This window comes from Hymenobacter psoromatis, from assembly GCF_020012125.1.
Classification (GTDB): domain Bacteria; phylum Bacteroidota; class Bacteroidia; order Cytophagales; family Hymenobacteraceae; genus Hymenobacter; species Hymenobacter psoromatis.
In genome coordinates this window covers 4389648-4412398 of the sequence record NZ_JAIFAG010000001.1, presented here as the reverse complement: position 1 = coordinate 4412398, position 22751 = coordinate 4389648, and the positions used below count along the sequence as shown (strand labels likewise).

The window sequence follows — 22751 nt, the reverse complement described above, 5'->3', positions numbered from 1 at the left end:
ATCATGTATCAACATTATTTGTTTTTGCATGACCCTCCCGGCGTAACTTGCTCGCCATGTGCCGCCTGCTTCTCGCGCTCTTCCTGCTGCTAAGCGCCGCCCGCATAGCCGCCCAATCCCTACCCATCATCAGCCAGAACCCGCCCGATTTGCGCTGGCGGGAGCTAAGCAGCCCGCACTTTCGGGTGCTGTTTCCGGCGGGGCTCGACTCAGCGGCGCAGCGCACGGCCGGGCGGCTGGAGGCCGTGCACGGGCCCGACGGGACTACACTGGGCGTGCAGGCCCACCCCATTGCGGTGGTGCTGCAAAACCAGACGACCATCAGCAACGGCTTCGTGACGTTTTTGCCGCGCCACGCCGAGTTTTTTACGACCCCCGACCAGGGGCAGGGCCTGGGCACCGTGGACTGGCTCGACGGGCTGGTGGTGCACGAGTTTCGGCACGTTAATCAGTTTGACAAGGCGCGGGAGGGGGTAGGGCGGGTGGTGGTGCCGCTGCTGGGCGACGGCGGCCTGGGCGTGGCGGCGGTAGGCGTGCCGCAGTGGTTTTTTGAGGGCGACGCGGTAGGCTCCGAAACGGCCCTTACGCGCAGTGGGCGCGGGCGCATTCCGTATTTCGGTCTGGGCCTGCGCGCCAATTTATTGAGCGGCCGGCTCTACGATTACCAAAAGGCGGTGAGCGGCTCCTTGCGCGACAACGTACCCGACTGGTACGTGCTGGGCTACTACCTAGCGTCTTCGGCCAAAGTCCACTACGGGCCCGATGTGTGGCGGCGCGTGCTGGAGGAGTACTACCGCTTTCCCTTCTACCCCTTCTCTTTTTCGCGGAGCCTGCGGCGCACCACCGGCCTGCGCGTGGAAGACCTCTACGCCCGCACCATGCGCGAGCTGGACTCGACCTGGCGGGCGGAGCGGGCAGCGCGCCCCGCCCCTACCCCCGTGCGCCAGCTGAGCGGACAGGCCGACACACTGGTGTTCACCCAATACCAATTTCCGCAGTACGTGGACGATAGCACCGTGGTAGCGCTGAAAAGCGGGCTGGGTGACATTGCGCAGCTGGTGCGGCTGGGCCGCCACGGACGTGAGCAGCGGGTGTTTACGCTGGGTTTGCAAAATATTCCGCAGCTGCTGTCGGTGGGCGGGGGTAGGATATTGTGGCCCGAGTTTCGGCAGGACCCGCGCTGGGGGCAACGGGTATATTCGGAACTGAAAATCCTGGATTTGACGACCGGAAAGCTACGGAGAATTGGTAAAAAGCAGCGCTACGCGGCCGCCGCGCTCACGCCCGACGGCACGCGCGTAGTGGCCGTGCGGACCGATGCAGCCTACCACCACGCGCTAGTGGTGCTGGATGCGAAATCGGGCGACATTCTGCAAACCCTACCCAACCCGCGCAACGACTTCTACCAGCAGCCGCGCTGGATGCCCGACGGCCGCCAGGTGGTGGCCGTAGCGCTGAGCGCTGCTGGCAAAACCCTGCAACGGCTGGACCCGGCCACCGGCCGCGCCACCAACCTGCTGCCGGTGGCCAACGTGAACCTGGCCAACCCGCAGCCCTGGGGCGACTACGTGCTCTACAACTCGCCCCAAACGGGGGTGGATAATATTTTCGCGGTGCGGGTGGCTTCGGGCCAGACGTACCAGGTGACGAACCGGCCCTTCGGAGCCTACCACGCCGCCGTGAGCCCCGATGGGCGGCACCTGGCTTTCCACGATTACCAAGCCACTGGGGCGCGGGTGGTAGAAATACCTCTGGACTCCGCCATCTGGTTGGCCCTACCCCACCCCGCCCGCGACGACGCGCCCGCGCCCTACGTGGCGGCGCTGGCGGCCGGCGAGCCGGGGGCGGCGCGCATTACGGCACTACTGGCCTCGCCCGATTCGAGCGGGCTGCGCTACGGGGTACGGCGCTACCGGCCGCTGGCCCACGCCTTCCGGGTGTTCAGCTACGGGGTGGTGCAGAGCCCAGCCGGCAATTCGGTGGGGGTAGGGCTGCGCTCGCAGGATTTTTTGAGCACGACCCAATTCTTTACCGGCCTGAGCTACGACCAGACCGAGCGCACCGTGGCCGCCACGGCCGCGCTCAGCTACCAGGGCCGCTACCCGGTGCTCGACGTGGAAGCCACCTACGGCGGGCGCAACGCCACCCGCTACTTCGACCGGGCCGCCCCGCTCGATAGCCTGCGCGGCACCCGCTGGCAGTATGCCCGCCTGCTGGCCGGCGTGCGCCTGCCGCTAGTGCTCACGCGTTCCAAATACCTGCAAGCCCTGACCGTGGGGGCGTATTACCTGCACGAGCAGGTTTTCAACTACCAGCCCACCTTCCGCAACCTCAGCGAGCCCGGCCCCACCGCCCCGCTGCACGCCGTGCAAACCTCTCTGAGCTACGCCAGTCAGCTCAAGCAAAGCGCCCGCGACGTGGCCCCGCGGGGGGGCGCTACCCTGCTGGCGACCTACCGCACCACGCCCTTCAGCACCCAGTTGCAAGCCAGCCAGTTCGGCGCACAGGCGGCTATTTACTTGCCGGGCCTGGGCAAGCACCACGCGCTGCGGCTGCGGGGCGGCTTTCAGTACCAGCAGCAACAGCAGTACAATTTTGCGGCGGCCATCTCCTTCCCCAGGGCCGAAACGAGCTACGTGAGCTTCGACCGGCTAGTGGTGGGTAGCGCCGATTACAACCTGCCGCTGGCCTTTCCGCACTGGTCGGTGGGGCGGGTGCTGTACGTGCAGCGCCTGCGGGCCGACGTGTTCACCGACCTGGCCCAAGGTAGCAGCGTGGTGCCGCTACGCGGGCCGGACGGCCCGCCGGTCCCTACCCGCCTCACCACCAGCTACGCCAACTACGGCGCAGACTTGCTGGTTTTGTTCAACGTGCTGCACCTGCGCACACCCATCGAGGCGGGCGTGCGGGTAGCATACAGCAACTACCTGAACCGGTGGGTGGTGCAGCCGCTGGCGTTCAACGTGCGCTTGTAAAATCGTTCAACGCCGGGCGGGGGCAAGCCCCGCACCCTACTTCTTGTAGCCCGGCATTTTTTCTACCTCCTCTATCGTCAGTACTTGGTAGGGAATATTTAGGCGGGCCGCGTTTTCTTCCACCGTTTGGTCAAAGCCAGCTTGGCGGCGGCGCTCATTCACATGGGCTGGGTCGGCGATTGGCCAGATGAAATACTGTTGCTTTTCAGTAGGGTTAGGATTAGGGAAGCTGCGGCCCTGCGTACCGTACACCTGCGGCTGGCCGGCGTACATCAGCTGCCGGTCGAGCATCATGGCGTAGAGGCGGAAGGGCAGTTCACCCTGCTCGGCAGCCTGCTTGATGAGCGGCAAATATTCCGGGATGCGGCTCGAATGCTGAATAACGTAGAAAGCCGCTTCGTTGGTGGGCGTGCCCACGAGGCTTTTGCCGGGGTAGCCGAAGCGCTTAATTATCGCCCGCACCCGCTGAAGGTTGCTCGAATCTGTGCGTATCATGCGGCTCATCAGGCCGCCCTGCACATTATTGGCTGGCAGTTGGTAGCGCTGGGCCAGCGAATCCCGCTGCTTGGTTTTGGCCGGGTCTATGAGGGCTTCCCGGAAAATCTGGTCTTGCACGTACATACTGTCCAGCTCTTGTTTGAGCGGCGGGTTCAGTCTTGCAGACGGCTTGGCAATGCGCTGGGCGCCCGCTGGGGCGCTGGCAATCAGCCAGAGTAGCAAACTTAAAAATAAGTATTTCATGGCTTAAATCTACTCCTCATCGCAGTTTACTACGCGTCCAGCCTTCAGCTTGTACCGGAAAGATGCTCCTGGTCGGCGCGGGTAAACTGGGTGAGGTAGGCGGTTTCCTCGTCCACGTCGGAGCGGGCCAGGCTCGACTCGCGGATAAGTAACACGCTGGCAAATAGCAGCATTAATGCGCCCGCCACGCTCAGCAGAGCAATAATCCAGGCTTTGGAGCTATTAAAAAGCTCAAAAATGCCGATGGTGAAAATGCTGCCAATGAAGATGCTCAGCGTGAGGTGCAGGCTGGTCATGGCCTGCTGCAGGAGGCGCGCCCGCCGAATGGCAAACAGCAGCTGCTGCGTGAGGTGAATGCGCTCGGCCAGGTCGGGGGTAGCGGGCGGGGCCACTGGCTGCTGGTTCTGGCGCAGGCGCTGGGCCACCTCGCGCTGCCGGTCGAGGCTGCGGCTCAGCCGCTGCGAAGTAGCCATAATGAGCGAGCCGCACGCCGACACCAGGATGGCCGGCGTGAACATTGCCGACAGAATAGTGAGCGTGCCGGAGAGGGTAGACATAGTTTATAAGCAGTTAGCTCTTCGCTGGTGGCTACGCATACGCGGCGGCGGTTTCCAGAAAGTCTTCTATCTCGTTCAGGGTTTGGGCGGGGGCCGTGAGGTGGGCGCAGTGGCCGGGCGTATCAATGACGACCAGCTGGCTATTGGCTAAGTGCTCGTGGAGATAAATGCCCACCGAGAGCGGCGCAATCACATCGTGGGCGCATTGCAGTATCAGGCAGGGGGTAGTGAGCAGGGGCAGGTCGGCGCGGTGGTCGGCCAGAAACGTGACGCGCGCAAAATGCTGCGCAATGGCCGGGTTGGTTTGGAAGAAGCTGTTGGTCAGCTCCATAATCAGCTCGTGGTTGTTGGGCCCCATCATCACCGGGGCAATGCCCCGCGACCAGCCTTGATAGTCCTGCTCCATTGCCGCGAGCAGCTCGCTGATGTCTTTTTGCTCGAAGCCGCCGGCGTAGCCTTCCGCGTTTACGAAGCGCGGCGAAGGGGCCAGCAGCACCAGCCGGCTAAACCGTGCAGGCTCCGCCACGGCCGCCAGCACCCCGATAATGGCGCTCACCGAGTGCCCCACGAATGCCACGTTGTAGAGCCCTAGCTCGCGCAGCACGGCCAGCAGGTCGGCGGCGTGGGCACGCAGCGAGCCGTAGTGGGCGTAGTCGTAGGCCGCCGCCTCCGATTTGCCCGCGCCCACCAGGTCGAGGCACACCACCCGGTAGCGGTCCTCAAAAGCCGGGGCCAGCCGCCGCCAGCTGCTTTGGTCGGAGCCCAGGCCGTGCAAAAAAATAATCACGGGCGCGTCGCCGGCCGCGCCCGTGATAGTCACGTTATTGCGCCGCACGGCGGAAACAGCAGGTGCATCCATAGCGAAAAAACCAGGGTTTAAGGGGGGGTAAGAGGGAGAGTTGGGTTTGCCAGAGCAGTTTGCGATTGCAATAAAGCCAGAATTTTGCTTGCCTCCTTACCTCACCCTCCCAAGGCCCCAGCCGGCGCTACAGGGCCACGGCCAAGACGCCCAAAATTCCCCGGCCGGGCGTAATTTTCTCAGCCGGCGCGCGGGCCGGTTTTGGCGTTGGAGCCGTTTCGGAACTCTGACGGGCGCGGGTAGCGCCACCAGTCCTACCCCCTACACGATGGCTTTCACATCGACATCTTTCTCCTGAATATGCGACTTGGTGCGGCCGATGATGTAGCGCATCCCTTTGTCCTGGCTCACGTAGTTCCAGGCCCAGGTCAGGAACACGGTAAGGCGGTTGCGGAAACTGACCAGGGCCAGCACGTGCACCAGGCTCCAGGCTACCCAGCCCAGCCAGCCCGTCACATGCAGCTCTTTGCCAAAGAGCTTGATGTCGCCCACGGCGCGGTGCCGCCCGATGGTGGCCATCGTACCCTTGTCGTGGTAGGTAAAGGGCCGCATGACCTGGCCTCGCATGGCCAGCTGGATATTTTCGCCCAGCCACTCGCCCTGCTGAATGGCCGGCTGCGCCACCTGCGGGTGGCCCTCGGGGTAGTCGGCGGCGGCCATCTGGGCAATGTCGCCGATGGCAAACACGCTGGTGTAGCCCGCCACCTGGTTGAACTCATTGACCTGGTAGCGATTGGAGGGTAGCAGCGCGGCCGGGTCGAGGCCGGCAATGGTAGCACCCGTGACGCCCGCTGCCCAAATGAGCGTGCGCGTGATGAGCTGCTGGCCCGATTTAAGGGTTGCCGTGTAGCCATCGTAGGATTTTACCCGGTCGTTGAGCCACACTTTCACGTCCAGGTCGGTGAGGTACTTGAGCGCCGCCGCCGAGGCTTCGGCCGACATGCCCTTGAGCAGCACCGGCCCGCTCTGCACCAAGTGAATGTCCATCTGCTTGAAATCCAGCTCGCGGTAGTCGCGCGGAAACACCTTGGCGCGCAGCTCGCTCAGCGCGCCGGCCATTTCTACGCCGGTGGGGCCACCACCCACGATGACGAAGTCGAGCAGGCTGTTGAGCTGCTCCACATCGCCGATTTGCAGGGCCTGCTCGAAGTTGGAGAGCACCGTGTTGCGCAGCTCAATAGCATCGGGCACCGACTTCAGGCTGATGGAGTTACGCTCCATCGCCGCGTCGCCGAAGTAGTTGGAGGCAGTGCCCGTAGCCAGCACCAGGTAGTCGTAGCGCAGCAGCCCAATACTGGTTTCCACGACCTGCGCCGTGGCATCTACCGACAGCACCTCGGCCAGCCGAAAGTAGAAGTTTTCCTGCGCCGCCAGAATCTTGCGAAACGGCGACACAATACTGTCCGGGTTGAGGCCCGCCGTAGCCACCTGGTAGAGCAAAGGCCAGAATCCGTGGTAGTTCTGCTTGTCGATGAGCACTACCTGCACCGGCGCGTTGGCCAGCGACTTGGCCAGCGCCAGCCCCCCAAAGCCCCCGCCCACAATCACCACGCGGGGCTTGCCCAGGTCTTCGATTTTCGTAAGTCCTTCCATAAATGTCTAAGCTGCAAGCCACCCGCCGCCCCTGCATACGGCCTCGGCGGGCCGGGCGTTGAAGCCCTTTTCAAAATTAAGTCCGACATAACCAGTCCCGGTCAAAACCAGTAATTGCTTATGCGCTAGGGTAAACCCGGCGGCGACTTGTTTGCTTCCTTTTCCCCCGAAAAAATCTGGCGGAGCTTGCTTACCGGCGGCAGGCTAAGCACCTCCACTGGCTAATTTTTCAGAACCTGGCAAAAGTCGCTGGCCCCCTACCCCTCCAAAACGGGCTTACTTTGCAGCCTAAGCCCGCCCCGCGCATGCCTACCCCCCCTACCCCGGCCGTACCCCGCCTCACCTACCTGCGCATCAAGAACTACCGCGCCCTCCGCGACGTGGAGTTTCGGGACCTCACGCCCCTCACGGTGCTCATCGGGCCGAATGGCAGCGGGAAAAGCACGGTGCTGGATGCGCTGAATTTTCTGGCCGAGGCGGTGCGGGGGAATTTGGTGGGGGCGTGGGAGAAGCGGGGTAGGTTTCGGGGAATGCGGACCCGGGGAAGTGAGGGGAATATTGAGTTTGAAGTGGGGATGACAACTGACCTATTGTCATTCCCTATTCAGTACAAGTTGATGATTTCAGAAATAGATTCGAAAAAATTGGCTGTAAGCGAAGAATTGAAACGAGCTAATGAATTGCTCATGTCATCTTCGCCCTCAAGCAATGGTTATGTAAAAGTTGAAATTCCAGCGACATCAGAATTAGAATCTTCGAGGGATTATCAAGATGACAAACCGGACTGGCGTGCCACGGGGCAGCTTTTGGTTGAAAGTGATGGTGGTTCAGATGAATCCGTGCTACCACTGCTTACAGCTTTATCAACTCTCGTCAAAAGAGAATTGACTTTAGTTCGGAATACACTTTCCTCCTACCGCCTTTTCAACCTCACCGACGACCACCTAAAAGGCTATTCCGACGCCGGCCCGCGCGAGAAGCTGTCGCCCAACGGCGACAATCTGCCCAACGTGCTGTACTACCTGCACGAGCGGCACCCCGAAACCCTGGCCCGCATCACGGCGCAGCTGCGGCGCTGGGTGCCGGGCCTGGCCGACGTGGTACCGGAGATAACCAGCGACGAGCGCCTGCTGCTGCGCTTCAAGGACGGGCCGTTTGAGAAGCCGCTGCCGGCGCAGTATATGTCGGGCGGCACCATGCGGCTGGCGGCCCTGCTCACGCTGCTCTACGAGCCGGGCGCGGCGGGCCTGCTGGGCATCGAGGAGCCCGAAAACGAGCTGCACCCGCAGCTACTGCCGCAGCTGGCGGAAGAGCTGATTGCGGCTTCTGAGGACCGGCAATTGTTGGTGGCCACGCATTCGCCCTTTTTGCTCGATGCTTTGGAGCCGGAGCAAGTCTGGATTTTGCACCGTGGGGCCGATGGCTACACCCAGGCCACGCGGGCGGCGGACATTCCCGGCGTGCCCGAACTGGTAGAAGATGGCTCGCCATTAGGTTACCTCTGGTCAAGCAATAGCCTGGTAGTTGGCAATCCTCTTACCCCGCTGCCTGATGCACGTTGAGTTTTTGCTGGAAGAACCTTCGGCTGAGGCGGCGCTAAAAGAATTACTACCCCGCTTATTACCCGATGCTACCTGGCAATGCCACCCACACCGGGGCAAGCACGACCTGTTGGCCCGCTTGCCGGGCCGCCTTAAAACCTATGCCCGCCAGTTGCTGCACACCCCCGATTTACGCGTCGTCATTCTAATGGATGCCGATGCCAACTGTCGCCAAGCCAAGCTGGCGCTGGAAAAACTGGTAGCCGACGCGCATTTGGTCAGCAAGACGCAGGCGGCCGGGCGGCCATTTCAAGTGCTGACGCGCTTGGCGGTTGCGGAACTGGAAGCTTGGTTTCTTGGTGACCCAGCGGCCATGCAAGCAGCTTATCCGGGGGTGCGCCCTACCCATTTTGCTGGCCTTAACCGCGACCCCGATGCTATTCCGGATGCCTGGGAAACGCTGTGGCGGGTGCTGCAAGCTGGGGGCCACTACCGGGCCGGCAAGCAGAAGCAGCGCTGGGCCGCCGATATCAGCCGGCACCTCGACCCGGCGCGCAACGCCTCGGCCAGCTTCCGGTATTTCTGCGCGGGGCTGGCGGCGCTGCGGTAGCTACTCCGCGGCTTTTTCGTAGAAAAACTCCCCTACCCCCCCTGCGCCGCTGGGCCGGGCGCGCAGCTCCACGCGCCGGATTTTGCCGCTGATGGTTTTGGGTAGCTCCGTTACGAACTCCAGGATGCGCGGCATTTTGTAGGGCGCGAGGTGCGTGCGGCCGTAGGCCAGCAGCTCGCGGGCCAGGGCGGGGGTAGGGGCCGTGCCCGGCGTGAGCAGCACGAACGCCTTGATTTCGTGGCCTTTGATGGGATGCGGCACGCCCACCACGGCGGCCTCCACCACGGCCGGGTGCTCTACGAGCACGCTCTCGACCTCGAAGGGACCCACGCGGTAGTCGCTCGATTTTATCACGTCGTCGTCGCGGCCCACGAACCAGAGGTAGCCATCGGGGTCGCGGTAAGCCTTGTCGCCGGTGTAGTAGAGGCCGTGGCGAAACACGCTGGCCGCCCGCGCGGGCTCGCCGAAGTAGCCGCTGAACAGGCCGTTGGGCCGGCCGGTGTCGGTGCGCACCGCGATGTGGCCCTCGGCCAGGTTGGGCAGCTCGCAGCCCTCGTCGTCGGCAATCACGATGTCGTACATGAACGACGGCCGGCCCATGCTGCCCAGGCGCACGGCGCTGCCGGGCAGGTTGTATATCATGGCCGTGCTTTCCGACTGCCCGTAGCCGTCACGGATGAGCTGGCCCGTACCGCGTTGCCAGGCTTCAATCACCTCGGGGTTAAGCGGTTCGCCGGCGCTCACGCACTCGCGCAGGTGGAGGGGGTAGGCGGCCAGGTCTTCCAGAATGAGCAGCCGCAACACCGTGGGCGGCGCGCAAAACGTGCTTACCCGCTCGCGGGCCAGCGCCGCCAGCAGCGGCCCGCCCGCAAAGCGCCCGCCGCCCTGGTAAGCCACCAGCGTGGCCCCCACGCTCAAGGGCGCAAAAAAGCTGCTCCAGGCAAACTTGGCCCAGCCCGCTTGCGCGATGTTGCAGTGCCGGTCAGCGGGTCGCAGCCCAATCCAGGCGGCGGTGCTGAGGTGGCCCACGGGGTAGGAAAAGTGCGTGTGCGTCACCACTTTGGGCAGGCCGGTAGTGCCCGAGGTGAAGAACAAGAACAGCGGGTCGTCGGCGCGGGTCGGGGCAGCTGCGGCCTGTTCGGGCAAGCCATCCAACACTTCAAACCCTACCCAGCCCGGCCGCTGCGCGGCGGGCCCGCCTACCAGCATCTTGAGGCCGATGCGCTGACCCAGCGCCTGCTCGGCGGCGTCAATTTTGGCGGCGTTTTCGGCGTCGGCGATGACCACGGCGGGTAGCAGGCGGCCGAAGCGGTATTCTAGGTCGCTGACCGTGAGAATACTGGCCGCCGGAATTAGCAGCTGCCCGCCCTTGATGCCGGCCACGTAGGTGTGCCATAACTCGGCGCACACGGGCACCATCAGCAGCACGGCCTGGCCTGGCTGCACGCCGGCCCCGCGCCAGTAGTGAAGCAGTTGGTTGGCGCGGACCGCCAGCTCGGCGTAGGTAATGACCTGGCTGCCCGCATCATCGGCCAATACCAGGGCGGGCTGGTGGGGGCGCTCGGCCAGGTGCAGGCCCTCCAGAATCTCGGTGGTCCAGTTGAAGAACTCGGGTTTCGGAAGGGGCTGCCCGGCCAGCTCGTGGTAGGCACCCGCCTCGGCCAGGCGCTGAAACTGACGGAAGTAGGCTTGCATGGGGAGCGAGGGGTAGGGTGGGCGGCGCGAAGGTAAACGGCCCGGCCGGCCCCGCCATCTACCCCGCGGCCGGAACGATTCTGGCCGCTTCGTAAGTTTGCGGTGGTAGTTCGACCTCTGCTTTTCCACCGCTCCATGAACGTTTTATCCCTAGCCGCGCTGCTTCTGGGTAGCTCCGTACTCAGTGCCGGGCCGCCCCCGCGGCCCGCTCCGGCTACCCAAACCGTCACGATTGTGGTGTCGGAGCTGGCCTCGACCCAGGCCTTGGTGAAGCTCAATTTTTATAACTCGCCCGAAAAATTTCTCAAGGATGGCCAGATGGCCCTCCGGATGTTCGTGAAGCCCGAGGGCCGGAAGGAACTCTCAATTTCGGTGGAGCTGACGCCCGGCGAGTGGGCCGTGGCCCTGAGCCAGGACCTCAACAACAACGACAAGCTCGACAAAAACTTCCTGGGTATTCCCACCGAGCCGTTCGCGTTTTCCAACAACGTGAAGCCCCGCTTCTCCGCCCCCAACTTTCAGCAGTGCAAATTTTTGGTAGAGGGCCCCGGCCAAGTAGTAACTATCACCACTTGGAACGACTTTTAAGCCCGTACCGGGTGCCCTACGGCGGGCCGGTGCCAGTGCTGGTGGCCGTCAGGGTTGAGTAGGTTGCCGCACATGGGCTCGCCCAACTCGTGGGTAAGCATGGTGAGGCCGGGGCTCCAGCTCACGGCCAGGTCGGGCTCGCCGAGGGCTTCAAACTTAGCCCACCACAGGGCGGGCGGGTGGCAGTCGGGCCGCAGGGTGTTGGCAGTTTCGGCCACCACTACCTGCTGGTCTGGGAACAGGCCGCGGGCCGCCGCCAGCATGGCCGGAATATCATTATCAAAATAAATATTCAGGCCCACAATATCGAGCAAGTCCGGGCTACCCTGCTGCCAGGTGTGGCAGTTGTTTGCTTCCGCCACCGGGTCGGACCGGCCCAGGATGGTGGCGAAGGGCCGGGCCTGGTCGGGCCAGGGCATGGGCCCCCAGCCCCAGGGCTCGCTCATGGCGGTGAGTGCGGCGGGGTCGCCGGCCTTCAGGCCCTGCGCAATGGCGATGGTAATGGAGCTGGTCTGGCGGTACACGGCCCACCAGTCGCGGCCGCCGAAGGGCCACTGCCGGCTCAGCGGGGCCGCAATCCAGTCAGTCCAGATACCCAGCTCGGCCCCCAGGTTATAGCTGCGAAACGCGCCCCGGTAACGCTGGGCGATTTCGCGGGCCAGCTCGCGCATGGCAGCGGCCGCGCCGTCGGTCCAGAACATCTCTTCCGTAATCCATTCGGGCAGGGCGTAGTGGTTGAGCACCAACTCCAGCTGGCCCTCGCTCACGGCCGCCAGCCGGTCGAGCCAGGCGTAGTCGGGCTGGTGCCGGGCTTCGTCCCAGAGTACCGTATCGCGGAAGCGGGTCAGGCCCATTTCGCGGGCACGCTGGTAGTGAAACTCCAGGTTTTCGACGTGGCCGGTGGCGCGGGTATTGGAAAAGTGCAGGTAGCGGTCATCGTCGCCCCAGCCGCGCACTACGCTTCCATCGAAGCACATGCCGTATATCATAAGCAGTAAGGTAGGGTAAGCTTTAGCTTGCCGTTTTCAGGAATACGTCATTTTTGCCGGCCGCGGCACATGCAGCTGCGGCCCGGCAAGCTAAAGCTACCCTACACTACCCCCCTCGCACCTGCCCGTTGCCGCGCACCAGCCACTTGTAGCTGGTTAGCTCTTCGAGGCCCATCGGGCCGCGGGCGTGCAGCTTCTGAGTGCTGATGCCAATTTCGGCCCCCAGCCCAAACTGCCCCCCGTCGGTGAAGGCCGTGGAGGCGTTGGCATACACGGCCGCCGCATCCACACTTTGCAAAAAGGTATCAATGTGAGCTTGGTTTTCCGAAATAATGGCTTCGCTGTGGCGCGAGCCGTAGCGGGCAATGTGGTCGAGGGCTGCATCGAGGTCGGTCACGGTCTTGATGGCCAATTTATAATCCAGAAACTCGGTGCCGAAGTGCTCGTCGGTGGCCGGTGCCAGCAATTCGGGGGGGTAGGCCCCGGCCAGCGCCGCCAGGGCCGGCGCGTCGGCGAATAGCTGCACCTGGGCGGCGGCCAGCGGCGCAACTAAGGCGGGCAGGTCAGCCAGTCGGCTTTCGTTAATTAACAGACAATCAAGCGAATTGCAAACGCTCACGCGGCGCGTCTTGGCATTGGCGATGATGGCCGCACCCTGGGCCAGATGGCCGGTTTCGTCGAAATACGTGTGCACCACGCCGGCCCCGGTTTCGATAACGGGCACGCGGGCATTTTCCCGCACGTAGTTTATCAAGCCCTGGCTACCCCGCGGAATCACCACATCAACCAGGCCCACGGCCCGCAGCAGCGCTTCGGTAGCGGCGCGCTCGGGGGGTAGCAGGGTGGCGGCGGCCAGCGGCAGGCCGTGGCGCAGCAGCACCGGCCCGGCCACCTCGATAAGCGCCGCGTTGGAGGCCGCCGCGTCGGAGCCGCCCTTGAGCAGGCAGGCATTGCCGGTTTTCAGGCACAGCGCCAGGCTGTCGATGGTCACGTTGGGCCGCGCCTCGTAGATGATGCCCACCACGCCCAGCGGCACGCGCACTTTACTCAGCAGCAGGCCGTTGGGCAGGGTCTTCTCGCTCAGCTTCGCGCCCAGCGGGGAGGGTAGGGCGGCCACGGCGCGCAGGTCATCGGCCATGCTGGCCAGGCGCGCGGGCGTGAGGCGCAGGCGGTCGTGGCGCGGGTCGGCGGCGGGCATCCGGGCCAGGTCCTGGGCGTTGGCGCTGATAAGAAAGTCAGTATGGGCAATTAGCGCGTCGGCCAGGTCACGCAGCAGGGCATCGGTAGTGGCGGCGGGCACCGCGGCCAGCGCGCGGCTGGCCTGTTGTGCGGCTCGGAAAAGGTCAATCATAAAATGCAGGGGAAGCTTTAGCTTACCGGGCGTAAATGAGGGTGCTAAAACGGCAAGCTAAAGCTTACCCCACATTCTCCGTCAGAAACAGATAATCATAGTGCACCAGTGGGCGCTGGCCGTGTTGGCCTAAGCGCTCACGGGCCTTATCCGCGCCGTACTCGGCCAGGCCCAGGCCTAAGGTGTGGCCGGCCTCATCCACGAGGCGCACGAGGTCACCTTTCTGGAACTCGCCTTCGATGCGCACGACCCCCACCGGCAGCAGGCTGGTGGCCTGGCCGGGGGCCAGCAGCGCCGCCCGCGCCCCGGCGTTTACGTGTACCGTGGCCTGCGCGGCCTGGGCGTGGGCTAGCCACTTCTTGGTGCCCGATGCCTTTTTGCTGGGCTGAAACCAGGTATTCACCGCGCTCTCATTCAAGATGTTGGGCAGAATATCGGGCGTTTTGCCATTGGCGATGTGCACGCTGATGCCCAGCCCGGCCACCTTGTGGGCAATGGAGCATTTGGTGAGCATGCCCCCGCGCCCAAACTGCGAGCGCGTGGCCGTGATAAACTCCGCGAAGCCCGTGTCGTGCGGCGCGATATGGCGAATCACCCGCGCCTCGGGCCGGCTGGGGTCGCCGTCGAAAATGCCGTCCACGTTGCTCAGAATCAGCAGCGCGTCGGCATCGAGCATACTGGCGACCAGGCCGGCCAGCTCGTCGTTGTCAGTAAACATCAGCTCCGTCACCGAAATCACATCGTTCTCATTCACAATGGGAATGACGTTTTGCTGGAGCAATTCCTGAAAGCAGTTGCGCATGTTCAGGTAGTGCTGGCGGTCGCGAAAATCTTCCTTGGTCACCAGCACCTGCGCGCCCAGTAGGCCGTGCGGGGCCAGCAGCGCGGCATACAGGCTCAGCAATTTTACCTGGCCCACGGCAGCCAGCAGCTGGCGGCTGCGCACGGCATCGGCGCGGGGGGGTAGGGTGATGAGGCTGCGCCCCGCCGCCACCGCCCCCGACGATACCAGGATAATTTCCCGGCCCTGGCGCTTGAGGGCCACTATCTGGCTCACCAGCTGGGCCATGCGCGCCTCATCGGGCAGGCCGTTGGGCTGCGTGAGCACATTGGAACCGATTTTGACAACGAGGCGACGGTAGGGTAGCGGCATAGCGCAAAAGTAGGGGGGTAGCAAAGCGATTAAAAAAGACCGTTATGCCTCGACAAGCTTAGCATGACGGTCTTTATTAACCATTACTACTTACCCCAGCTGCACCTGCGCCAGTTGCTTATTGATAAAATCAACCTCTTCGGCGCTGAGCTTCACGTCTATCGCCTTGGCGTTTTGGGCGGCTTGCTCGGGGTTGCGGGCACCCACCAGCGCCACCGTGATGCCGGGCTGCGCCAGCGTCCAGGCCAGCACGAGCTGGCCGAGGGTAGCGTTTTTGGTTTCGGCCAGGGGCCGGATTTTCTGCAGAAATGCGTTGACTTTGGTCACCGCCTCGGGCTTGAACAGGCGGTTAGTGCTGCGCAGGTCGCTGGCATCGAAGTGCTGGCCGGGCTTGATTTTTCCGGTCAGCAGGCCCAGCTGCATGGGGCTGTACACCAAAATGCCCAGGTCGTGCTGCTGCGTATAAGGCACTACCTCCTTTTCAATATCGCGGCGCAACATACTGAAGGGCACCTGGTTGGAAGCCAGCTTCAGCGTTTTCCCGGCCTCTTCCATTTGGGCCACCGAGTAGTTGCTGACGCCCGCCGCCCGCACCTTGCCCTGTTCCATTAGGCGCTGCACGGCCTCCATCGTCTCGCTGATGGGGGTAGTCACGTCGGGCCAGTGCTGCTGGTAGAGGTCGATGTAATCGGTGCCCAGGCGCTTCAGGCTTTCTTCGCACTCTCGGATAACGCTGTCGCGGCTGGCGTACTTGTACACGTCGAGGTCGCGGCCCTGGTTGTCCTTGGTTTTCATGGCGAAGTCGCCCTTGGCCTCGTCCCAGCGCATCCCGAACTTAGTCAGAATTTGCACCTTATCGCGCGGCAGGCCCTTAATGGCTTCGCCCACGATTTGCTCGCTCAGGCCCATGCCGTACACCGGCGCGGTGTCGATACTGGTTACGCCCAGGTCGTAGGCCGCGTGGATGGCCCCCACGGCATCGTTCTGCTCGGTGCCGCCCCACATCCAGCCGCCGGCCGCCCAGCTGCCAAACGTAATGCGCGACATGCGCACCTCGGAGGAGCCTACTTGTTGATAATCCATTTCTAGTCTGGTAAAAAGTCAGGTAAAATACTGACCTTTCCTACCCCCCGGCCGGCACCAGGGTTACAAACCAGCAGGAATTAAAAAGAGTAATAGGTTGGGAAATAAGCAAATAACCTACGCTGCTTTACGAGCTAATTTCCTTCTACTCCACCACAAGGCGCTTGGTAACCACGCCGGCGCTGGTGGCGAGGCGCAGCGCGTACACGCCGCTAGCCAGACCGGTTAGGCTCAGCTGGTGGGCCGCCGCGCCCTGGGGGGGTAGGGTGGTGGTGCGCACGGCGCGGCCCAGGCCATCAATCAGCGTAGCGGCCACGGCCTGGCGGCCGAGGTCGGCGGTTAGCTCCACGAAGGCCACCGCCTGAGCCGGGTTGGGGTAAAGCGCCACCTGCGGGCTACCGGCCGCGGGCTGCGCGGCCAGCGCCTGGGCCGGCCCAAACACCAGCTCGAAGCGCGCGCCCACCGCGCCCGCGGCCTGGCTGAACGAGTAACTGGACTGCTGGGTGAGGTCGGTGAGAGTGCCGAGCTGCGCGTCGCGCAGGTAGGGGCGCAGGCCGCCCAGGTTGAGCAGGGCGGCGGCTTCGAGCACGTAGGTGCCGGCGGCGGGCACGGCCACGCGCAGCGGCACCGTGAGCGCTCCGGTGGGCAGCGGCCGGCCGTCGATGGCCAGGGCTGCGCCGGCGGTGGGCAGCGTGCTCAGGTTGAGACCGGTGGTGTTGGGCAGCTTCAGGGCATCGTACTGGGAATCGAAGCCGGGGGTAGCGCCGGCCTCGAAGTAGAGATACGCTTCATCGGTGGCTCCGGCCGCAGTGCGTAGTGTCAGCTGCACCAGGGGCCGGGTTTCGGCGGTGCGCTGCACGGGGGTCGCGTCGGGGGTAGTCAGGCGCTGGCTGTTGCGGAAGGTGAGCGCGGCACTGGTCTGGCCCTGGCTCACGCGCACTAGAAAGCCCTGGCCCACGGGCACCACGGGGTTGCCACCCACGCCATTGACGTAGCTGCGGTACTGCCCCGCGTACTGGCTGGTGCTGGCGTACACGTACAGGGCCGCGTCGAGGCCGGGGCGGTCGGCGGGGGCCACCAGGCTAAAGTCGAGCGGGGCGGGGTAGGGGTTGCCCAGGAACTGCCAGCCCGCGTCGGCGGCCGTGGCATCATCGGCGCGGGCCAGGGGTAGGGTGAGGTCGCCGCTGTGCAGCGCGCCCACGAAGCTCACCACCTGGCCGGCATCCATGTTCACGCTGTAGCCCTGGCCCAGCGCCAGCGGCTCATTCAGGCCAGCCGGCGAAAACCAGCCTTTGTCAAAGGCCGCCAGCTTATTAACCAGCGCCAGCCGGCGCTGGTCGTAGCCATACACCGTGGGAAAGGGCGTAATGGCCGTGGGCGTCGCCGCGGTGTTGTAGGCATCGTTCACGACGGGCGCGAAGCCGCTCGTGGCCAGGCTGGCCACGGTGGCCCCGCGCACCGGCGCGGCGTAGTGGCGGTAGCCCAGGCCAGCGTTCAGGCTGCCATCAATGGCGCGCTGCACGGTGGCATCGCCCACCACTATGCCGCTGGTGTTTACTACCAGTGCCGTGGCGGCGGGGGTCGATTCCAGAGTCAGCGGCTGGCCGTTGGTAGTCAGGTTGCCGGCCAGGGTCAGCACCTGCTGCACGGCCACCGGGCCGGCAAGCGTGGCGTTGGCACTACCCACACTCAGGCTCCAGAAGCGGGTGAGGCCGGGACCGCCAGCGGCCTGGCTGGCGGCCCCGCTCAGGGCCACCGTACCGCCGCTGGCCACGAAAGTGCCCGCGTTGTTGAAATCTCCCCCCAGAGTGAGCGTGCCATCCTGCTGGGTGAGGCGCGCATTGGCGGCAAGCGTCAGGTTCAGGGCCGTGGCCGTGCCATTACCCAGCACGGGGTAGGGCTGGGTGGTTTCAGGAATCACGACGCTCATGCTCGCTCCCGGCGCGCCCGCGCTCCAGTTGTTATCATCAAACCAGTCGCTGGTCAGCGCGTCGCCGGTCCAGGTGGTGCTGGTGGGCGGCAGCACGCGCAGGGCATACGTCTGCGAAGCCGCCGCCGCGGTGCGGCCCGGTGTCGATTGGGCCGTGACCGTGAAGCCAAACGAGCCAATGGCCTTGGGCATCCCCATGAGCACGCCCGTGGCCGGCAGCAGGCGCAGGCCCACCGGCAGCGTGCCCGCCGTAATAGCGTAGGTGCAGGGCTGTGGGCTGCCCGCCACCCCTACCCCCTGGCTGTAAGCCGAGCCGTACATGCCCGCCGGCAGGTCGGTGGGGGCCACCGGCAGCACCGTGATGGCCACCGTGCTGGTGGCCATCAGTGGCCCGCCGGTGCCGGTGTTGCCCAGGTCGTTGCTCACCAGCGTCAGCCCGGCCTGCCCCTGAAAGCCGGGGGTAGGCAGAAACCGCAGGCTACCCAGCGCCGCGTTGAGCGCCGTAAGCGGCCCGCTGAGCGTGAGAGTACTATTGGCTTGGTCGTTGCCCAGGGTCAGCGTGCCGTTGGTGGCCATGAGCGACACCTGGATGACCGCCGTGCCGGCATCGGCATCGACCACCGCCAGGGTATTGCCCAGGGCCAGCGCCGCGCCCGAACCGGTCGTGAGCACGGCCGGGGCCGTGTTGATGGGCGCGTCGTTAACGGCCGTTACGGCTACCGTGCGGCTGGCCGGCTGGCTCACCTGGCTACCATCGCTCACCACGAAGCTGACCGTGCGAAACGCCGTGCTGGGCGCGTGCGAGGCATTGTAGTACGCCACGGCGCGCAGGGCCGCCTGCCACTGAGCCGCCGTGGCCACGCGCCCCACCGCCACTGTGAGCGAGAGCGTGCCGGTAGCCGCCGCATAGCTCCCCTCGATGGGGCCCACTGGGGCGGTGCCGGGGTTGAAAACTAGCGCGTCTTCCGCGCTAATAAAGCTGCCTGCCACCTGCACTGTGGCTGAAGTCAGTGGCGCGCCCGCCGCTGTCAGCGTCAGGCCAGCATCTACCACGGTGGCAACCCGCTCGGGGGCCGCCACCGGGCCCGCGCTGCCGGTGAGCACCGGGGCCGTGCCCAGTGCCGCGGGTGGGCGAACGGCAGCCGTGCCGGGGCTGCTGGCCGCCTGCGCAATGGGGGTAGCCACTGCAAATAAACCTAATAACCAGGCCCGCTGGCGCAAGCCCTGTAATGAATAGAGATAGTGCATAAAAATAAACGGACTAAAAATCAGTGGATAGCGCGGCCAGCGTGCGGACACGGCCCAGCCAGATAATTCCTCAAATGCGTAGTGATAATCAACCTATAATTGACGCGCCAGCGGGGGGTAGTGATAAGTAGCAGCAGGCCAGCGGCAGCCCCCGCCGGTAGCGGGGGGTAGGGAGCAAGGGGGCGGCCCTGGCGGCGTGCGTAAGCGTGAGGAGAAATAGCATAGCGGGAAGTAATCGGAAGCGGAACTACTCGCAAATAGAACGAGGAATTTCGTAAAAAACTAGCTACCAATGGTATTATGCCAAGGATTCCGCGTAAAGCCAAATTTTCGCCTCATCCCTAAAAACCCCGCCTGGAAATAGGTCAAAAATCTCCTCTTAAAGCCAAATCGAGGCTATTCCAAACTTTTATCCCCTGGCATTGCTTCGTTCTATCAATGCTGTTTTATAAATCCTAGAAATTGTATGAAAATTGAAATTTGGTCCGATGTCGTGTGCCCGTTCTGCTACATCGGCAAGCGCCGGCTGGAACACGCCCTGGGCGAGTTTGCCCACCGTGCCGATGTGCAGGTACAGTGGAAAAGCTTCCAGCTAAACCCCGATTTTGCGCCCGTCCCCGGCGAAAGCATCCACGCTTCGCTGGCCCAGAAAAAAGGCGTATCGGAGGCCGAAGGCCGCCGCATGAACGACCACATGGCGCTGGTAGCCCAGGAAGTGGGCCTGGCCTACGACTTTGACCGCGCCGTGCCGGCCAATACTTTTCTGGCGCACCAGCTCATCCACTTCGGGGCGCACCACGGCCGCCAGGATGCCGCCAAGGAGCGCCTCATGGCCGCCTACTATCAGGAGGGCCGCGACCTCAACAACTTAGACACGCTGGTAAACCTGGCCGCCGAAATCGGCCTTGATGCCGACGCCGCGCGCCAGGCGCTGCTGGCCGGCACCTACGCCAACGAGGTGCGGCGCGATGAGTACGAGGCGCAGCAAATCGGGGTGCGGGGCGTGCCGTTCTTCGTGTTTGAAGACAAATACGCCGTATCGGGGGCGCAGCCAAGCGCGGTCTTTGCCGAGGTGCTGGAGAAGGTATGGGCCGAGAATCACCCGCAGGCACACCCTACGGTATTGGCTGACGGCCCCGCCTGCGGCCCGGACGGCTGCGAGTGAGGTAATGAATTATAAGTAGCGGGCAATAGATAATTTGGCGTTGCTTCGCCGCGTTAGCAAGGGTAGCTTGCTTACTTTCGCCCTTTGGCACCGCGACCAGGCTTAGTATATGAGAGTGAAATTCAAGGGTAAGGAGAAGATAATCGGGGCGTTGGGCCTGGCCGGAGCGCTGGGCCTACTAGCCTTTCGCAACCCCGCCGACGGCAACCCGGTGCAGGTGCTGGCCGAGAAGCTAAGCGCCTATTATATCACGCTGCGGCCCGAGAAAGCCTACCTGCACCTTGACCGCCCGGCCTACGGCACCGGCGAAACCATCTGGTTCAGCGCCTACGTAGTGGATGCCCTGCGCCACCAGCCCGACACGCTCAGTAAGGTGCTGCACGTGGATTTGCTCTCGCCCCAGCGCCTGGTAGTGGCCCGCCGCACGCTGCGCCTGGCGGGTGGCCGCGGCTACGGCGATATCGAGCTGGGCGATACCCTGGCCGCCGGCACCTACCTGCTGCGCGCCTACACCGATTGGATGCGCAACGCGGGCAACGGCGAGTATTTCTTCGAGCGGCAGCTGCAAGTGTGGCCCGCCGCCCCCAACCAGCCCGACGCACCGGACGCCGGCCCAGCCCTGGCCATCTCCCGCACGGCTCCCAAAACCCCGGTGGGCAAGCCAGACGTGCAGTTTTTCGCGGAGGGCGGCAACCTGGTAGCGGGGCTGCCGGCCACAGTGGGCTTTAAGGCGCAGGCAGCCAGTGGGCGCAGCATAGCCGTCAGCGGGCAGCTATTTGATGAGCAAAATAAGTCCGTGGGAGCGGCCTTCAGCAGCCAGCACGGGGGCATGGGGCGGCTAAGCTTTACGCCCGCCGCCGGCCACCACTACCACGCCCGCGTGAAGCTGCCCGACGGCAGCAGCACCGACTTCCCCCTGCCCGCCGCGCAGCCCACCGGCTACGGCCTGCGCGTGCTCGATGCCGGCGACAGCTACACCGTGGAGGCCCGCTACCAGGGTACGCCCGGCGCGCCCGTACCCGGCCCCGTAATGCTGCTGACCGAGGTGCGCGGCTACATCGTGGGGCTGGTGCCCCGGCCCATTACGGACGACGGCGCGCCCGTGACTTGGAAGTTGGTGAAGTCGCGCTATCCCAATGGCATTCTGCATATTACGCTGTTTGATGCCCAGAGCACAGCCCAGGCCCAGCGCCTGGCTTTCGTGTTGAATGGGCTGCCCGCGTTGCGCGTAACTCTAACGCCTGATAAGGCCGCCTACGCCCCCCACGACCCGGTGCACGTGAAGGTGCAGGTGACCGATGCCACCGGCCAGCCCGCCGCCGCCCACCTCTCCGTGACGGTGGCCGAGGCCGGGGCCGCCGCCCTCGACCCCAACGGCGGCAACGTGGCCACTAGCCTGCTGCTGACCTCCGACCTGGCGGGCTACGTCGAAAACCCCGGCTATTACTTTCAAACCCCTACCCCCGAAATTACCCTGGCCCTCGACAACCTGCTGCTGACCCAGGGCTGGCGGCGCTACGTGTGGAAGGAGGTGCTGAGTCCTACCCCCCCGCCGCTGGTCTACGGGGCCGAGCAGGGCATTACGCTGGCCGGACAGGTAACGGGCGCGGGCCACCAGGGCTTGGCCAACGCCCAGCTTACCTTCATCCAGAGCAAGCCCAACCGCAGCGTGCTCACGGCCAGCACCGAAACCAATGGCCGCTTCCGGTTCACCGGCTTTCCGGGCAGGGATACGGCCGTGATAACCTTGCAGGCGCGGCGGGCCTCGGGGGCCAGCAACGTAGTGATTCGGCCCGACCTGGGGCCGCCCACTTTTGGCGCGCCCCTACCCCCCCTGCCGCCTCTAAGCGCCGCCCCAGCCGGCGTGGCCGACTACCTGCGCCGCAGCCGCCAGCAGCAGGTGCAGGAGCGCCAGAACCGCCCCGAAGGCGATATCGCTCGCAATATCAAGCTCGGCAACGTAGCCGTGACGGGCAAGAAGGAAGTTATTCCGGCCAACGACACGCGCCGCCTTTACCCCGGCGTGGTGGCCAATACGCTGGTTGATTTTACGGACATCCCGGCGGCGCAGTCGGGCATGAGCGCCCTGCAAATATTGCAGGGCCGGGTGGCGGGCCTCACCATCAGCGGCAGCCCGCCCAACATGAGCATCCAGATTCGCAACAGCGGCACGCCGCTCTTTATTTTGGATGGCCAGCGCACCGACGCAGAGTTTATTAATACTTTGCAGGCCAATCAGGTAGAAGCCGTAGAAGTATTCAAAGGACCCGAAGCGGCTATTTTCGGCGCTGGGTCCAGCGGCGGCGTTATTGCCATTTACACTAAGCGGGGCAATAAAAACTATAAGGGCGACGACAGCAAAACCCCTACCCCCGGCCTTATTACGATACGGGTGCCGGCCTACTACCGCGCCCAGGAATTTTACCAGCCCCGCTACGGCGCGCCGGTGATGAATGCCCCTACAATGGACGCGCGCCGCCTTACCCTTTTCTGGGACCCGCAGGTCAGTACCGGCCCCAACGGCCAGACTGAGTTCCTGTTTTACACCGCCGATGGCAGCGGCAACTTCCAGATTTCGACCGAAGGCATCACTCTAGAAGGCACGCCTAGCCGCGGCAGCAGCACCATCTACGTAGCGCCTAAAGGCCGATAAACCAGTGCGTTATAAACAAA

17 protein-coding genes are annotated in these 22751 nt (G+C 64.1%); 6 read left to right on the top strand and 11 right to left on the bottom strand.

Annotation, left to right across the window (positions count from 1 at the left end):
* Positions 1–56 precede the first annotated feature (56 nt).
* Positions 57–2975, top strand: a complete 2919-nt coding sequence (locus LC531_RS19010) for a TolB-like translocation protein (protein ID WP_223653103.1) — start codon at positions 57–59, stop codon at positions 2973–2975.
* Between the two features lie 36 nt (positions 2976–3011).
* Here LC531_RS19010 and LC531_RS19005 read toward each other — a convergent pair whose 3' ends face one another.
* The 4 genes from LC531_RS19005 to LC531_RS18990 all read right to left on the bottom strand — a co-directional run bounded on the left by LC531_RS19005 (position 3012) and on the right by LC531_RS18990 (position 6725).
* Positions 3012–3716 carry a DUF6624 domain-containing protein gene (locus tag LC531_RS19005; protein WP_223653101.1) on the bottom strand — a complete coding sequence of 235 codons (705 nt, stop codon included), beginning with the start codon at positions 3714–3716 and terminating at the stop codon, positions 3012–3014.
* Between the two features lie 44 nt (positions 3717–3760).
* Positions 3761–4273, bottom strand: a complete 513-nt coding sequence (locus tag LC531_RS19000; protein WP_223653100.1) for a DUF2721 domain-containing protein — start codon at positions 4271–4273, stop codon at positions 3761–3763.
* 31 nt (positions 4274–4304) lie between these two features.
* Positions 4305–5132 (bottom strand): alpha/beta fold hydrolase, encoded by an 828-nt coding sequence (locus LC531_RS18995; RefSeq protein ID WP_223653098.1) that lies wholly within the window; start codon positions 5130–5132, stop codon positions 4305–4307.
* 261 nt (positions 5133–5393) lie between these two features.
* Positions 5394–6725 (bottom strand): NAD(P)/FAD-dependent oxidoreductase, encoded by a 1332-nt coding sequence (locus tag LC531_RS18990; RefSeq protein WP_223653096.1) that lies wholly within the window; start codon positions 6723–6725, stop codon positions 5394–5396.
* A gap of 305 nt (positions 6726–7030) precedes the next feature.
* Between LC531_RS18990 and LC531_RS18985 the strand changes: the two genes are divergently transcribed.
* Both LC531_RS18985 and LC531_RS18980 read left to right on the top strand, forming a co-directional pair.
* Entirely contained in the window at positions 7031–8287 is a 1257-nt protein-coding gene (locus LC531_RS18985) for an AAA family ATPase (protein ID WP_223653094.1), read from the top strand.
* A complete protein-coding gene (locus LC531_RS18980; protein ID WP_223653086.1) occupies positions 8277–8876 on the top strand; it encodes a DUF4276 family protein in 600 nt (199 codons plus the stop codon). Before LC531_RS18985 ends, LC531_RS18980 begins: the two co-directional genes overlap by 11 nt.
* Here LC531_RS18980 and LC531_RS18975 read toward each other — a convergent pair whose 3' ends face one another.
* Positions 8877–10571 (bottom strand): acyl-CoA synthetase, encoded by a 1695-nt coding sequence (locus tag LC531_RS18975; protein WP_223653083.1) that lies wholly within the window; start codon positions 10569–10571, stop codon positions 8877–8879.
* Between the two features lie 135 nt (positions 10572–10706).
* Between LC531_RS18975 and LC531_RS18970 the strand changes: the two genes are divergently transcribed.
* Entirely contained in the window at positions 10707–11159 is a 453-nt protein-coding gene (locus tag LC531_RS18970; RefSeq protein ID WP_223653081.1) for a DUF2141 domain-containing protein, read from the top strand.
* Here the strand turns inward: LC531_RS18970 and LC531_RS18965 are convergent.
* The 6 genes from LC531_RS18965 to LC531_RS22770 form a co-directional block, all read right to left on the bottom strand.
* Positions 11156–12148: a hypothetical protein gene (locus tag LC531_RS18965; RefSeq protein ID WP_223653079.1), complete on the bottom strand. Its 993-nt coding sequence runs from the start codon at positions 12146–12148 to the stop codon at positions 11156–11158. The two genes, LC531_RS18970 and LC531_RS18965, sit on opposite strands and share 4 nt — an antisense overlap.
* Positions 12149–12254: 106 nt before the next feature.
* The gene (locus LC531_RS18960) at positions 12255–13499 is read right to left on the bottom strand and encodes a glutamate-5-semialdehyde dehydrogenase (protein ID WP_223653078.1); all 1245 of its coding nucleotides are present in this window, start codon (positions 13497–13499) and stop codon (positions 12255–12257) included.
* Positions 13500–13563: 64 nt separating this feature from the next.
* On the bottom strand, positions 13564–14652 hold the full coding sequence (gene proB / locus LC531_RS18955) for a glutamate 5-kinase (protein WP_223653076.1): 1089 nt from the start codon (positions 14650–14652) through the stop codon (positions 13564–13566).
* Positions 14653–14742: 90 nt separating this feature from the next.
* Entirely contained in the window at positions 14743–15735 is a 993-nt protein-coding gene (locus LC531_RS18950) for an aldo/keto reductase (RefSeq protein ID WP_223653074.1), read from the bottom strand.
* Between the two features lie 145 nt (positions 15736–15880).
* Positions 15881–18913, bottom strand: coding sequence for a T9SS type A sorting domain-containing protein (locus LC531_RS18945; RefSeq protein WP_223653072.1), 3033 nt, complete (start codon positions 18911–18913; stop codon positions 15881–15883).
* 88 nt (positions 18914–19001) lie between these two features.
* Positions 19002–19136 carry a hypothetical protein gene (locus tag LC531_RS22770; protein ID WP_262903306.1) on the bottom strand — a complete coding sequence of 45 codons (135 nt, stop codon included), beginning with the start codon at positions 19134–19136 and terminating at the stop codon, positions 19002–19004.
* Between the two features lie 243 nt (positions 19137–19379).
* On the opposite strand from LC531_RS22770, the gene LC531_RS18940 reads away from it, so the two are divergent.
* Together LC531_RS18940 and LC531_RS18935 are read left to right on the top strand one after the other, a co-directional pair.
* Entirely contained in the window at positions 19380–20078 is a 699-nt protein-coding gene (locus LC531_RS18940; protein WP_223653070.1) for a DsbA family oxidoreductase, read from the top strand.
* Between the two features lie 109 nt (positions 20079–20187).
* Positions 20188–22731, top strand: a complete 2544-nt coding sequence (locus LC531_RS18935) for a TonB-dependent receptor plug domain-containing protein (protein WP_223653069.1) — start codon at positions 20188–20190, stop codon at positions 22729–22731.
* Positions 22732–22751 lie beyond the last annotated feature (20 nt).